The sequence below is a fragment of the Actinobacillus arthritidis genome (genome assembly GCF_029774155.1).
Classification (GTDB): domain Bacteria; phylum Pseudomonadota; class Gammaproteobacteria; order Enterobacterales; family Pasteurellaceae; genus Actinobacillus; species Actinobacillus arthritidis.
Window position 1 is genome coordinate 547,571 of sequence record NZ_CP103833.1, and the last position, 13,347, is coordinate 560,917.

Genomic DNA, 13,347 nt, shown 5'->3' on the forward strand with positions numbered 1-13,347 from the left:
GTAAAAAAGAAAGCGTACAATAAGTTCAATCATTTTAATAAAGGAGTAAATATGGATTACGTTGAACTTTTAGGCTATGCGGCAATGGGATTTGTCGGTTTATCTTTTGTATTAAAAGATGTGGTTAAACTTCGTTTGATTAATGCGATTGGCTGTGTGTTATTCGTTATTTACGGCTTTTTTATCGGCTCAATTCCTGTCATCGCAATGAATTTTTTTGTTGCGATGCTTAATTTCTACTTTGTGGCAAAAAATTGGAATAAACCATTAGAAGTTAATTCGTAAGATTTTATGTGAAACAGACCGCTTGTAAGCGGTCTGTTTTTGTATTAAAAGTTACCAAGAATATCAAGTGCATCACTTAATTTTTTCACAGTAAACACTTCCATACCTTTAATCGGCTTTTTAGGCACATTTCCGTGAGGAATAATCGCACGTTTAAATCCATGTTTTGTCGCTTCGCTGATTCGTTCTTGACCGCTAGGAACTGGACGGATTTCTCCGGCTAATCCGACTTCGCCGAAAACGACAAGATCCTGTGGTAATGAACGATTCCTAAAACTGGAAATTAATGCCAATATTAATGCTAAATCTGCACTGGTTTCTGTGACTTTGACTCCTCCGACGACATTCACAAACACATCTTGATCCGACATTTGTAATCCGCCATGACGATGTAAGACGGCAAGTAATAAGGACAAACGGTTATGATCTAATCCGACTGCAACACGGCGAGGATTCGCTAACATAGAATGATCAACTAACGCTTGAATTTCGACTAATAGAGGACGAGTACCCTCCCAAAGTACCATCACGGAACTACCGGGTGTTTGTTCTTCACTACGGCTAAGGAAAATAGCAGAAGGATTTTTTACTTCTCTTAATCCTTGCTCCGTCATTGCAAATACACCTAATTCATTGACTGCACCGAAACGGTTCTTTTGGTCGCGTAAAGTACGAAAACGAGAATCCGATTCTCCTTCTAATAAAATAGAGGCATCAATGCAGTGTTCCAACACTTTAGGACCGGCAAGCGTACCGTCTTTTGTAACGTGTCCAACCATAATAATCGCCACTTGGCGAGTTTTTGCATAACGAGTTAAAAACGAAGCACATTCTCGCACTTGAGAAACACTACCAGGGGAAGATTGAATATCGGCAAGGTGCATGACCTGAATTGAGTCAATCACCATAATTTTCGGCTTTTCTTGATCGGCAATATTACAGATATGTTCAACAGAGGTTTCTGATAACATCTTCAGATTTTCGGTCGGCAATCCTAAGCGATTGGCACGCATCGCAACTTGCTGTAATGACTCCTCGCCGGTCACATAAAGTGTCGGTAAATCTTTAGATAAACCGCACATAACTTGCAAAAGTAGAGTGGATTTACCAGCACCAGGGTGACCGCCGATTAATATTGCCGATCCGGGAACGACACCGCCACCGAGGACACGATCCAACTCATTAAAACCGCTACTGAAACGAGGGACTTCCTGTAAACTGATTTCAGATAAAGTTTGAACTTTTCCTGAGGTTTCTCCGGCATATCCGCTAAAACGATCGCCCTTACTTGTTTCTTTACTAGAAATTAAGCGAATTTCACTAATGGTATTCCAAGACTTACATTCTTTGCATTGCCCCATCCAGCGAGAATATTCTGCGCCGCAATCATTACATACATAAGCTGTTTTTGGTGCTTTTGCCATTTTGACCTCTAAATTGATGAAAATAGCCTAATCATAACAAAATATACTGACTAAATGAACAGTTATAAAGATATTGTTTTTGCGATGAGGATCGCAAAAGTTATTTTGTTCGCTAGTGATAGCTAATGAAATATTGCAGACTGTTTAGGCGTAATCATACGCAGAAATATTGAGATAATAAGGAACATTGTATGCAAAAAATCAGATTAATTAGACCGCTTGCTAAGGCTTTTACATTAATTGAATTAATGATCGTTATCGCGATTATTGCCATTCTTGCCACCATTGCGATCCCTTCCTATAACAGTTATACCCAAAAAGCCGCACTTTCGGAATTACTTTCCGCTTCATCTTCTTATAAAACTGATGTTGAAATTTGTGTGTATAACACCGGAGATATTAATGCCTGTAACAGCGGACAAAATGGGATTAAAAAGGATAGTGATCTTAAAAATTCAAAATATTTGAAATCGGTATCGGTAACAAATGGAGAAATAAAAGTGGTTGGGCAAGGGAGCTTGGAGAATTACAGCTATACACTAAAACCGAGTAAAAATGGACAAACTATCACGTGGGAAACGCAATGTAGTGGTGATGATACGAGTTTATTCCCGACAAACTTCTGTTCATAGCGTTAATGGATAAGGAGGAAACCAAATGCCATATTCAGTTTGTGATGTTAATAGCCAACAGGCGTTTGAAATTTCCGATGAACTTTGGCAAAAGAATTCTAATGAACGTCATATTTTATTACGTTATCTCGCTGTACCGGTTCAGGAGAATCAACACACTTTATGGTTGGCAATAGATGATATGAAAAATTTAAGTGCTTGTGAAATTTTTGCATTTATTGCACATAAACAAATTGAGCCGGTATTGGTTTCCTCCGATGAATTAAAATATCTTCTAAGTCAACTAATGCCGGAACAACATTCTGTTTATGAAGAAACCGAGTTACCTTACCAATCTTTAGTCGCATCGGAAAATTTAGACGTGAATGATCCGATTATCCGGAGTTTAGATAATCTTTTTAAATATAGTTTAAAACATAATGTATCAGATATTCATATTGAACCGCAAAAAGAAAAGATCATCATTAGATTACGTATTGATGGTGTTCTTTATCATTATAAATCGCTCTCAAGACAACTTTCTGAGCGAGTTATTTCCAGAATTAAGTTATTGGCGAAATTAGATATTAGTGAATCTCGCCTACCACAAGACGGGCAATTTAGCTTTAAAACAGCATTATCTGAAACACTCGATTTTCGGGTATCAAGTTTACCGACACATTGGGGAGAGAAGATTGTTTTACGTTTACAAAAAAATAAACCGACGCATTTTGATTTTCTTACGTTAGGTTTTTTAGCGGAGCAGAAAGCAAAGTTATTGAAAGCATTACAACAACCGCAAGGATTAATTTTAGTGACTGGACCTACTGGTAGCGGCAAAAGTATTACTTTATATAGTGCATTAAATTATTTAAATGACAGTTCCAGACATATTATGACTGCAGAAGATCCAGTAGAAATTGAAATCGAAGGGATCATTCAAACTCAAGTCAATTCGGCGATAGGGTTGGATTTTAGTCGTTTATTAAGAACTTTTTTACGCCAAGATCCTGATGTGATTATGTTGGGCGAAATTAGGGATAGAGAAAGTGCGGAAATTGCACTACGTGCGGCACAAACCGGACATTTAGTGCTTTCAACGTTACATACGAATGATGCACCTTCCGCAATAGAACGTTTATTACAGCTAGGCATAAAAGAATATGAGATACGTAATGCATTGCTATTAGTGATTGCTCAGCGTTTAGTCCGAAAATTGTGTTGTAAATGTGCCGGCAATGGTTGTAAGACGTGTTATCAAGGCTATAAAGGGCGTGAAGGCATTTATCAAATTTTAGCCAAAAATGGTGAGATATTTGATAAAAACACAGCTGATTTGGACTTTAAAACGTTACATCAAAGTGCGGAGCAAAAAGTCCAAGCGGGTATTACCTCGTTAGTTGAAGTAAAAAGAGTATTAGGCGATGCAGAAGCATAAAGTGTATGAATTTCGCTGGAAAGCAATAAACAAATTTCAGCAATCGCAAAGAGGATGTTTTCTTGCGGAAACACTGGAAGAGGTTGAAAATAAACTTCTTAAAAAAGGTTATACGAATATTCGTATTCAACGTAATTTTGTCTTTTCGACAAAGCCTTCCTCAGAAAGTATTACACAAGTCATCAATCAACTAGCACTATTACTAAATGCCGCAATTCCTCTGAAACAATCCCTTTGTATGGTTCAGGAAAATAGTGGCAATGTTAGACTTTATTTATGGCTTCGTGAGTTAATTGGATTAATTGAGTCGGGATATTCCTTATCAAAGGGGTTAGATAAACTTAAACTTTATTTAGTAAAAAATGAAATACAACTTATTAATATTGGCGAAAAAAGCGGACAATTAGGCGTGATATTGGCCAATATTGCACAAAGTCGTTCTCAAGCAGAAAAGTTACATAAAAAAGTAAAAAAGATAATGTTTTATCCATTAATGACATTAAGTATTTCCCTAATATTGTCTATCGGAATGTTGTTATTTATTGTCCCTCAATTTATTGAATTATATAGCGATAAAGAAAAAGTTCTTCCTTTGCTTACATCCATTCTATTTTCACTATCTGCTTTTTTGCAAACTTATGGGTTATTGATAGCATTTGCCTTTGTAGTGTTAGGTACTATGTTTATTTGGTTTGCTAAAAACAGTACATTTTTAACCGCTTTTAAATGGCGAATGTTCAGTTTATTGCCGGTATTTAATCAGATTATTACAAATTCGAGAATTGTTTTTTTTAGTCAAAATTTAGCGTTAATGTTAAAAAATCATATGCGGTTGGAAATTGCATTAAATGCGTTCCTTTCTGCTCAAACACAAGATATTCAGTTAAAAAAAGAGATAAATATGATGTTAACTTTTTTACGACAAGGCTATAAATTGTCTGACTGTTTAAATCCAACAGTATTTCAGAGCCAAGTGATTCAAATGATCGCAGTAGCTGAACGAAGTGGTAGTTTGATTCAGATGCTTGAGCATATAGGAGAAATATATCAACAGAAATTGGATTATCAAATTGATCTACTTTCTCAAATGATTGAGCCTATCTTAATGATGATGATTGGTTTAGTAATAGGCACGATTTTAATTGGCCTATATTTACCTATTTTCGATATGGGAGGCTTGGCAGGGTAAATATGGACGGGTTCAGACAATATTTTATGCTTATCTTTGCCTTGAGTTTTGCTTGGTGGTGTAAACAAGCTATCCCAAAGTTTGCTGATAAAATTAATCGTCAGGTGTATGACGAATATTATTCATTATTAGACACTCGTTATTGTTATCACGATTTTCGTCATTCTTCGAGATTACAACCTAAAATAACCGCATGGGGAAACCTGTTTTATGGCATATTTCCTTTAATTGTTTGGTGGATTTCTGATCCGATACTTGTATTGTTGTTTATGATATTAGTTTTTTTGTCCGTGTTGGACTATTGCTATTACTTAACGGATATTCAATATATTGCAAGTATCTTTATATTGTCCATATTGTTCTCATTAGATGAACCGCATCAAATAAGTTTATTATTTTGTTGTGTCTTTTTTAGTGTGATTGGCTTTTTTACTCAAAAACTTTTAAAAAAGGAGATACTAGGCGGCGGTGATAGTTGCTTATTTATTGCTTTATCGCCCTTGTTTACAGTAGATGAACTATTTGGTCTATTATTGTTTTCTTCTCTTTTCGGCATGGGATTTATGCTTATATATCGCTTATGTACGCAAAAAACTCTGCGAAAGTTAGCGTTTATTCCGTTTATTAGCATTTCGACATTTTTTATGATTATTGATAAAATAAACACTTGATTTGATGTGTAAGGAAAATATATGGCATTGGTAGTAGGGCTAACCGGTGGAATTGGAAGCGGCAAAACAACGATTGCTAATCTATTTTTAGAATATAACGTACCTATTATTGATGCGGATATTATCGCTCGCCAAGTGGTTGAGAAAGGCTCGCTACTTTTGTCTAAAATTGTCGAGCATTTTGGGCGTAATATTTTAACAGATAATGAATTAGATCGTGCGAAGTTACGCCAAATTGTTTTTGCGAATGAACAAGAAAAAGTATGGTTAAATAACTTGCTACATCCAGCAATTCGTCAAGAAATGTTACGTCAAATTAAAGCCTGTTCAGCCCCTTATTTACTGTTTGTTGTACCGTTATTAATTGAAAATCAATTAACGACATTATGTGATCGTATTTTAGTGATTGATGTTGAGCCGTCAATTCAGTTGGAGCGAGCAACTAAACGAGATCAAAGTAAAATAGATACGATTAAAAATATTATGTCTTCGCAAGTAAGCCGTGCAGAGCGGCTTCGTTATGCTGATGATGTGATTGAAAATAATTTACCACTGGAACAAGGACTTGAGAAAATAAAAGCACAGGTTTCCGCGTTACATCACTATTATTTAAATTTAGCAAAAAGTTATTAAAGGAAAGCAAATGTCAGAAACCGTAGTTAATTGTCCTACTTGCAATAAAGAGGTTATTTGGAAGCCTGAAAGTAAATATCGCCCGTTTTGTAGTGAGCGTTGCCAATTGATTGATTTAGGCGAGTGGGCGAATGAAGAAAAGCGTATCGCAGCGGTAGAAAATGATGTAATGACGTCTGATTTAGAGGGACATTATTTGTAAAATGCTTAGTGACAAATCTATCTAAAAATTAAACCGCTTGTAGCTTGAGGCTACAAGCGGTTTATATTTAAATATCTTCTTTCTCATCATAACCGTCGTAGTTTAGATCTTCGTCGGCTAAAGAAGCACAGCCGTATTGTTCTAATTTATTTTTAGTAAAGTTTGAACGGATAGCAGAACTGCGATTATTTAAACTGATGACACCGATAGTTGCATGATTACATTGGTGTTTATTTACAAAGACTAAGTTATAACCTGACTCACGAATATAGCCGGTTTTATTGATCGTCGCATCAAACATTTCTTCTCGCACCAAGGCACTCGTATTTTGCATAAATACATTACGTTTTCCTGCACGAATATAGGCGACTTTGGTATTTGAAAGCTCTTGAATTTTTGCGTTATTGAGAGAATATTTCGCCAGTTTAACTAAATCCATCGCACTGGAAATATTTGCACTTGATAAACCAGAGCTATCGTGAAAACGTGTGGAACGCATACCTAATTGTTGAGCTTTTTGGTTCATTTTTTGGATGAATTGTACACGGCTCATACCCGCAGAACGAGAAAGTGCGTGAGTCGCATAATTATCCGAATGAACTAACATTGCTTTTAATAATTCGTCACAAGCAATCGGTGTATGTTTAGGTAATTTAGTACCTGTACCTTTAATATAATCAAAATCTTGATCGGAAATTGAGGCACTACAATTTTTATTTTTATTATTTTCTAAGAAAACATTTGCAGTCATTAATTTAGTGACCGAGGCAATAGGTTGCACATTATTTGCTGAACGGCTTTCTAAAATTCGGTCATGAGTAAAATCATAGACTACATAAGATTGAGCAATAGCCAAAGAGGGGGAGAATAAAAATAAAGGGAATAGTTTTTTTAGCATATTAATTAATTTAAGCTACTTCAGTTAAAAAGACCTGTTATTCTAACAGGCTTTTTTTATCCTTACTATCAATTAAACAATTCTTATGAATACCAAATGTTCTTTACAAAAGGAATAATAGTTTTAAGGGCTTCGTCAATAGAGATTAATCCCAAATTCATTTGTTGCGTTTTTTCCTTCGCTTCAGGCGGCATAAAGGCTAAGTGTTTACCTTCTTCATTGATTGGACGCCAACGGCGAGGCAATGCAGATAAACGGCTTGGATAAAAACCGATAGTTGCGACATTTAATGCACCGGCAATATGCAAAGGTCCGGTTGAACCAGCAATAAATAGATCGGCACAAGCAATCGAACAGGCAAAATCTTGTAAACCGTCATTCTTATCATACACAACTGCTTGAGTCGCCGTAATTTGTTCTGCTAATTGATGAGCTTTTTTGCTTTCGCCTTTACCGGCAGTCAGTACAATTTCACAATTGGTTTCTTTGGCAATACAGTTCAGCATTTTGGCATATTGTTCAATGGATAAACTGGTTGCTGAACCACCGGTGGACGCATGTACAAAAAGCCATTTACAAGCGGTCGAAATTTGCAGATTTTTTGCTAATTTTGCTTTTTGTTGTGCAATTTGCTCTTCGCTGAATTGTAAGTAAGGTGGCTGAGGTTCAACTGTTGCAATATGGTGTTTTTGTAGAAAAGCACGAGCCAAATCGAGATTATATTCGCTTTCCGCTTTTGCCGATTGCGAACGGCGTTGCGTTAAACGTTGGTTATATAGAAATTGAAAAACTTTAGTCGCCGGAGCAAGGCGGTGTTTAATGCCACTTTTCCAAGTCAATTTCGCATTATACCAATCGGAAACAAAACTGATTACTGCATCAAATTCTGAATTTTTAACCGCTTGTAAAACACGCTGAAATTCAGCTTTATCTTTTTTATTCGGGGTGTCGATAATCACGTGATCAATTGAAGGGCATAGTTCAGCGAGCGGTGCGGTATAGCTCGGCACTAATGCGGTAATTTCTACATTCGGCATAGCTTGTTTTAGCATCGCAAATGCCGGAAAACAAACCATAAAATCACCGATTTTGTCATTGCGAATAACGAGAATCTTTTTCATGTTTACCAACCTTTAAAACAAATTAGGCACTATTTTAGCATTTTCTAAGCAGAATTTTTGGTAAAAAATTATGGAAATTTAACCGCTTGTTTATCTCTTGTTATAGCATTGTTTAACGCTAAAAAATTTCTGCCGAAATTTTAGATGTAATTTTTATAGAATTGGACTAGAATAGATGGAATGGCACAAATGCAACCGTTTGCGTCAGTTTTACTTATATTTAAAAATTTATAGGAATTCGTATGTCAGCAACAATTTTAGAATCTCTCCCGTTAGGTCAAAAAGTAGGTATCGCATTTTCCGGTGGTTTAGATACGTCAGCCGCATTACTTTGGATGCGTAAAAAAGGTGCAGTGCCTTATGCTTATACTGCAAATTTAGGTCAACCGGATGAAGACGACTATAATGCAATTCCGAGAAAAGCGATGGAATACGGTGCGGAAAATGCTCGCTTAATCGACTGTCGAGCTCAATTAGCACACGAAGGGATCGCGCGATTCAATGTGGTGCTTTCCATATTTCAACCGGTGGTATTCCATATTTCAATACAACGCCACTTGGTCGTGCGGTAACCGGTACAATGCTTGTTGCGGCAATGAAAGAAGATGATGTAAATATCTGGGGTGACGGTTCAACTTTTAAAGGTAATGATATTGAGCGTTTCTACCGTTACGGCTTATTGACCAATCCAAAATTAAAAATCTATAAACCTTGGTTAGATCAACTTTTCATTGATGAGCTTGGCGGTCGTTTTGAAATGTCTCAATTCTTAATCGCTAACGGTTTTGACTATAAAATGTCGGTAGAAAAAGCATACTCAACAGACTCAAATATGTTAGGTGCGACTCACGAAGCAAAAGACTTAGAAGAATTAAGCACTGGTATGAAAATTGTGAAACCGATTATGGGTGTAGCATTCTGGGACGAAAATGTAGAAATTAAACCTGAAACCGTTTCTGTAACTTTTGAAGAAGGTGTGCCGGTAGCATTAAACGGTAAACGTATCGAAGATGCGGTTGAATTAATTTTAGAAGCAAACCGTATCGGTGGTCGCCACGGTTTAGGTATGTCGGATCAAATCGAAAACCGTATTATTGAAGCAAAATCTCGCGGTATCTATGAAGCACCAGGGATGGCGTTATTACATATCGCTTATGAGCGTTTAGTAACCGGTATCCATAACGAAGACACAATCGAACAATATCGTATCAACGGTTTACGTTTAGGTCGCTTATTATACCAAGGTCGTTGGTTCGATCCACAAGCGTTAATGTTACGTGAAACAGCACAACGTTGGGTGGCGAAAGCGATTACCGGTACAGTCACTTTAGAATTACGTCGTGGTAATGACTTCACTATTTTAAATACTGAATCACCAAACTTAACTTACGAAGCAGAACGTTTAAGTATGGAAAAAGTAGAAGATGCACCGTTCACACCTGCGGATCGTATCGGTCAATTAACCATGCGTAACTTAGATATCGTGGATACACGCGGTAAATTAGGCATCTATACTGAGACAGGTTTATTATCTGTTCAAAACAACGTATTACCACAACTTGGTCAAAAGTAATCTTGATCTAAATAGCAAGAAAACTTAGAATCAACCAAAAGCCCCAATAGTTTACGCTTTGGGGCTTTAATTTTTTCATTAGTTTTTAAATTAAGCGGTCAAAAATTAAGAATTTTTTGCAAATGAAATTAGTTGAAATATTTACGGACGGATCGTGCTTGGGCAATCCCGGCAAAGGTGGGATTGGCATTGTGTTGCGTTACAACGGACACGAGAAGCAAGTTAGCAAAGGCTACTTTCAGACGACTAATAACCGGATGGAATTACGTGCGGTGATTGAAGGGTTGGCAATGTTGAAAGAGCCTTGCCAAGTGCAGTTAAATTCAGATAGCCAATATATGAAAGATGGCATCACTAAATGGATTTTTAACTGGAAGAAAAATAACTGGAAAACGGCAAATGGTAAGCCGGTTAAAAATAAAGATTTGTGGATAATGCTAGATCAAGAGATTCAGCGTCACAAAATTGAGTGGGCTTGGGTAAAAGGCCATTCGGGTCATCGTGAAAATGAAATTTGCGATGAGTTGGCTAAAGCCGGTGCAAATAACCCTACATTAGATGATGTAGGGTATAATGCGGATTAGCCAAAGAGGCAATCGGTCAAATTTTTCAAAATTTTTGCAAATTTGAACCGCTTGTAAATTTTTTAGCATATATTATGCGTTTTTTATGAAGTTTGCTCTACGCAAACGTTTTCTTTTTTTGTAGAATATAGGTTCTTAGCCTTTAGAGGTTTTTATGGTTGACATTATTATCATCGGATTAATTGCATTTTCTATCTTGGTCAGTCTTTGGCGAGGTTTTATAAGTGAAGTGCTTTCACTTGCCGGTTGGGTCGTAGCATTCTTTGTTGCTAGCGGTTTTTATCCTTATCTTAGTGGTTACTTAACACAGGTTAATTCGGTATATCTACAAAATTCGGAATATTTACGTAATGGGGTTGCCGCTGTTCTTTTCATTATTACGTTGATTATTTGTGGTGTAATTACGACACTTTTAAGCAAACTTGTTGATACAACAGGATTATCTGCAACGGATAGAGTATTGGGTGGTGCATTTGGTGCATTGCGTGGTATTTTGATTGTTGCGGCAGTTTTATTCTTCTTAGATACTTTCTCATCTGCAAGCCAAACGGAATTATGGAAAGAGTCTCAACTCATTCCACACTTTGACTTTATTGTGAAATGGTTCTTTGAACAACTACAAGCTAATTCCAGCTTTTTAAATTCGACTAAATAGAGAGGTTTTTGATATGTGCGGCATTGTCGGCATTATTGGGGGATCGCCGGTTAACCAGGCGATTTATGATGGTCTAACATTACTTCAACATCGCGGGCAAGATGCCGCAGGTATCGTCACAATTGATGATGAAAACCGCTTCCGCTTACGTAAAGCTAATGGCTTAGTAAGTGACGTGTTTCGTCAAGAGCATATGCTTAGATTACAAGGTAATGCGGGTATTGGTCATGTTCGCTATCCGACAGCAGGTTCATCCAGTGTTTCAGAAGCACAACCTTTCTATGTAAACTCACCTTTTGGCTTAACTTTAGTTCACAATGGTAACTTAACCAATAATGCTGAATTAAAAGAACGCTTATTCAAAGAAGCTCGCCGCCACGTGAATACCAATTCGGATTCAGAATCACTATTGAATATTTTTGCACACTATTTAGATCAATATCCGACCGCCCATTTAACGCCAGAAAATATCTTTGAAACGGTACGTAAAACCAATGAAGTGATTCGTGGTGCTTATGCGTGTATCGCCATGATTATCGGTCATGGAATGGTGGCATTCCGTGATCCGTTTGGTATTCGTCCATTAGTATTAGGTAAACGTGTTGTGGAAGGTAAAACAGAATACATGTTTGCTTCCGAAAGCGTTGCTTTAGATATTGTTGGTTTTGAATTTGTACGTGACGTAAACCCGGGTGAAGCGGTTTACATTACTTTTGAGGGTGAGTTACATTCGGCAATTTGTGCGGATAATCCGAAATTAAACCCTTGTATTTTTGAATACGTTTATTTTGCTCGTCCAGATTCCGTAATTGATGGCGTATCTGTTTATGGTGCTCGCGTGCATATGGGCGAGTTATTGGGTGAAAAAATTAAACGTGAATGGGGTAGAATGGTTGATGAAATTGATGTGGTTATTCCAATCCCTGAAACCTCAAATGATATTGCCGTACGTATTGCAAATGTCTTATATAAACCTTATCGTCAAGGCTTTGTGAAAAACCGTTATGTGGCACGCACCTTCATTATGCCGGGACAAGCACAACGTAAAAGCTCAGTACGCCGTAAATTAAATGCGATTGCAAGCGAGTTTAAGGGCAAAAATGTTTTATTAGTTGATGACTCTATTGTACGTGGTACGACATCTGAGCAGATTGTTGAAATGGCACGTCGCCGGTGCAAAAAAAGTTTACTTTGCGTCTGTCGCACCGGAAATTCGTTACCCGAACGTATATGGTATTGATATGCCAACTTGTGAAGAACTTGTGGCGTATGATCGCTCTGTTGAGGAAGTGGCGGAAATGATTGGCGTAGATAAGTTGATTTTCCAAGATCTTGAAGCACTTTATAAAGCGGTGCAAACAGAGAATCCGGCAATTCATAATTTTGATGCTTCTGTATTTACCGGCGAATATATTACTGGTGATGTTGATAAATCTTATCTTGATGCCATTGCCTGCGCACGTAACGACAAAGCGAAAGCCAAAGCGGCAAAACAGGCAACCAATTTAGAAATTCATAACGAAAACTAAATTCAAGCATAAAAATACAGCCCTTGAATCTGAGAAGATTCAAGGGCTTTTTGTTGTATGATCGTTTACTTATATACTTGTGGTATTGAGGATTCAATCCGTTGTTTAATCTGAGCATAGATTGGCTTGAAGTCTTCGCAACGAGATTTGTCAACATTAGCTTTTTGGTGATTGTATTTCTCATGCATTTGTTCGAAATAGTGGCGTGAGCCTTTGTCTTTTTCAATGAGTTGTGTATTTTGTTCGCCAATCAGGTCTTTTAATAAGTTTTGTTGAAAATAGAACATCGTCATATTTTCTGACACAGACCAATTATCGTAAATTTTCTGGTAATCAGATTTAGCTAATCCGGGAAATATACATTGTTCAATGTTATTTAACTGACGAATTAAGATTTTTACATCTGTTTCGGAAATTTTATATTTAGCTTGTTCTGGAGCGGCGGTCAAATTTTCAGTAGTATTTGCAAAAGCAGTATGACACAAAGTTGTACAGAGTAATGTAAATAAAATTTTTCGCATAATGTTATTCCTA

General features: G+C 36.9%; 13 protein-coding genes and 2 pseudogenes. 11 read left to right on the plus strand and 4 right to left on the minus strand.

All coding sequences use genetic code 11. The features are described 5' to 3' along the window. The first annotated feature begins 51 nt into the window (after window positions 1-51). The gene (locus NYR89_RS02690) at window positions 52-285 is read left to right on the plus strand and encodes a YgjV family protein (RefSeq protein ID WP_279446230.1); all 234 of its coding nucleotides are present in this window, start codon (window positions 52-54) and stop codon (window positions 283-285) included. A gap of 44 nt (window positions 286-329) precedes the next feature. On the opposite strand, the gene radA is transcribed toward NYR89_RS02690, so the two are convergent. Next, window positions 330-1,709 carry a DNA repair protein RadA gene (radA, locus tag NYR89_RS02695; protein WP_279446231.1) on the minus strand — a complete coding sequence of 460 codons (1,380 nt, stop codon included), beginning with the start codon at window positions 1,707-1,709 and terminating at the stop codon, window positions 330-332. 191 nt (window positions 1,710-1,900) lie between these two features. Here radA and NYR89_RS02700 point away from each other — a divergent pair, with 191 nt between their 5' ends. From NYR89_RS02700 to yacG, 6 genes are read left to right on the plus strand one after another with little or no spacing between them, the layout of a single operon-like run. Beyond that, window positions 1,901-2,341 carry a prepilin-type N-terminal cleavage/methylation domain-containing protein gene (locus NYR89_RS02700; RefSeq protein ID WP_279446232.1) on the plus strand — a complete coding sequence of 147 codons (441 nt, stop codon included), beginning with the start codon at window positions 1,901-1,903 and terminating at the stop codon, window positions 2,339-2,341. Window positions 2,342-2,366: 25 nt separating this feature from the next. Continuing rightward, window positions 2,367-3,758: a GspE/PulE family protein gene (locus NYR89_RS02705; protein ID WP_279446233.1), complete on the plus strand. Its 1,392-nt coding sequence runs from the start codon at window positions 2,367-2,369 to the stop codon at window positions 3,756-3,758. Then, complete coding sequence (locus NYR89_RS02710; protein WP_279446234.1) at window positions 3,745-4,947, plus strand: type II secretion system F family protein; 1,203 nt, start codon at window positions 3,745-3,747, stop codon at window positions 4,945-4,947. The genes NYR89_RS02705 and NYR89_RS02710 overlap by 14 nt, the downstream gene beginning before the upstream one ends. A 2-nt stretch (window positions 4,948-4,949) precedes the next feature. Beyond that, window positions 4,950-5,618 carry a prepilin peptidase gene (locus tag NYR89_RS02715; RefSeq protein WP_279446235.1) on the plus strand — a complete coding sequence of 223 codons (669 nt, stop codon included), beginning with the start codon at window positions 4,950-4,952 and terminating at the stop codon, window positions 5,616-5,618. Between the two features lie 21 nt (window positions 5,619-5,639). After that, window positions 5,640-6,251, plus strand: a complete 612-nt coding sequence (gene coaE, locus NYR89_RS02720; protein WP_423848327.1) for a dephospho-CoA kinase — start codon at window positions 5,640-5,642, stop codon at window positions 6,249-6,251. 10 nt (window positions 6,252-6,261) lie between these two features. Further along, window positions 6,262-6,453 carry a DNA gyrase inhibitor YacG gene (gene yacG / locus NYR89_RS02725; protein WP_279446236.1) on the plus strand — a complete coding sequence of 64 codons (192 nt, stop codon included), beginning with the start codon at window positions 6,262-6,264 and terminating at the stop codon, window positions 6,451-6,453. 67 nt (window positions 6,454-6,520) lie between these two features. Here the strand turns inward: yacG and NYR89_RS02730 are convergent, their stop codons facing one another. Both NYR89_RS02730 and NYR89_RS02735 read right to left on the minus strand, forming a co-directional pair. Beyond that, complete coding sequence (locus NYR89_RS02730) at window positions 6,521-7,351, minus strand: D-alanyl-D-alanine carboxypeptidase family protein (protein WP_279446237.1); 831 nt, start codon at window positions 7,349-7,351, stop codon at window positions 6,521-6,523. 83 nt (window positions 7,352-7,434) lie between these two features. Continuing rightward, window positions 7,435-8,472 carry a glycosyltransferase family 9 protein gene (locus NYR89_RS02735; RefSeq protein WP_279446238.1) on the minus strand — a complete coding sequence of 346 codons (1,038 nt, stop codon included), beginning with the start codon at window positions 8,470-8,472 and terminating at the stop codon, window positions 7,435-7,437. A 242-nt stretch (window positions 8,473-8,714) separates the two neighbouring features. Between NYR89_RS02735 and argG the strand changes: the two are divergent. The 4 genes and pseudogenes from argG to purF all read left to right on the plus strand — a co-directional run bounded on the left by argG (window position 8,715) and on the right by purF (window position 12,813). Beyond that, window positions 8,715-10,045: pseudogene (gene argG / locus NYR89_RS02740) on the plus strand (argininosuccinate synthase). A gap of 122 nt (window positions 10,046-10,167) precedes the next feature. Beyond that, the gene (gene rnhA / locus NYR89_RS02745; protein WP_279446239.1) at window positions 10,168-10,629 is read left to right on the plus strand and encodes a ribonuclease HI; all 462 of its coding nucleotides are present in this window, start codon (window positions 10,168-10,170) and stop codon (window positions 10,627-10,629) included. Between the two features lie 154 nt (window positions 10,630-10,783). After that, on the plus strand, window positions 10,784-11,284 hold the full coding sequence (locus NYR89_RS02750; protein ID WP_279446240.1) for a CvpA family protein: 501 nt from the start codon (window positions 10,784-10,786) through the stop codon (window positions 11,282-11,284). Window positions 11,285-11,297: 13 nt separating this feature from the next. Next, a pseudogene (purF, locus tag NYR89_RS02755) lies at window positions 11,298-12,813 on the plus strand (amidophosphoribosyltransferase). Window positions 12,814-12,878: 65 nt separating this feature from the next. Here the strand turns inward: purF and NYR89_RS02760 are convergent. Next, on the minus strand, window positions 12,879-13,337 hold the full coding sequence (locus NYR89_RS02760) for a DUF5358 family protein (RefSeq protein WP_279446627.1): 459 nt from the start codon (window positions 13,335-13,337) through the stop codon (window positions 12,879-12,881). Between the last annotated feature and the right edge of the window lie 10 nt (window positions 13,338-13,347).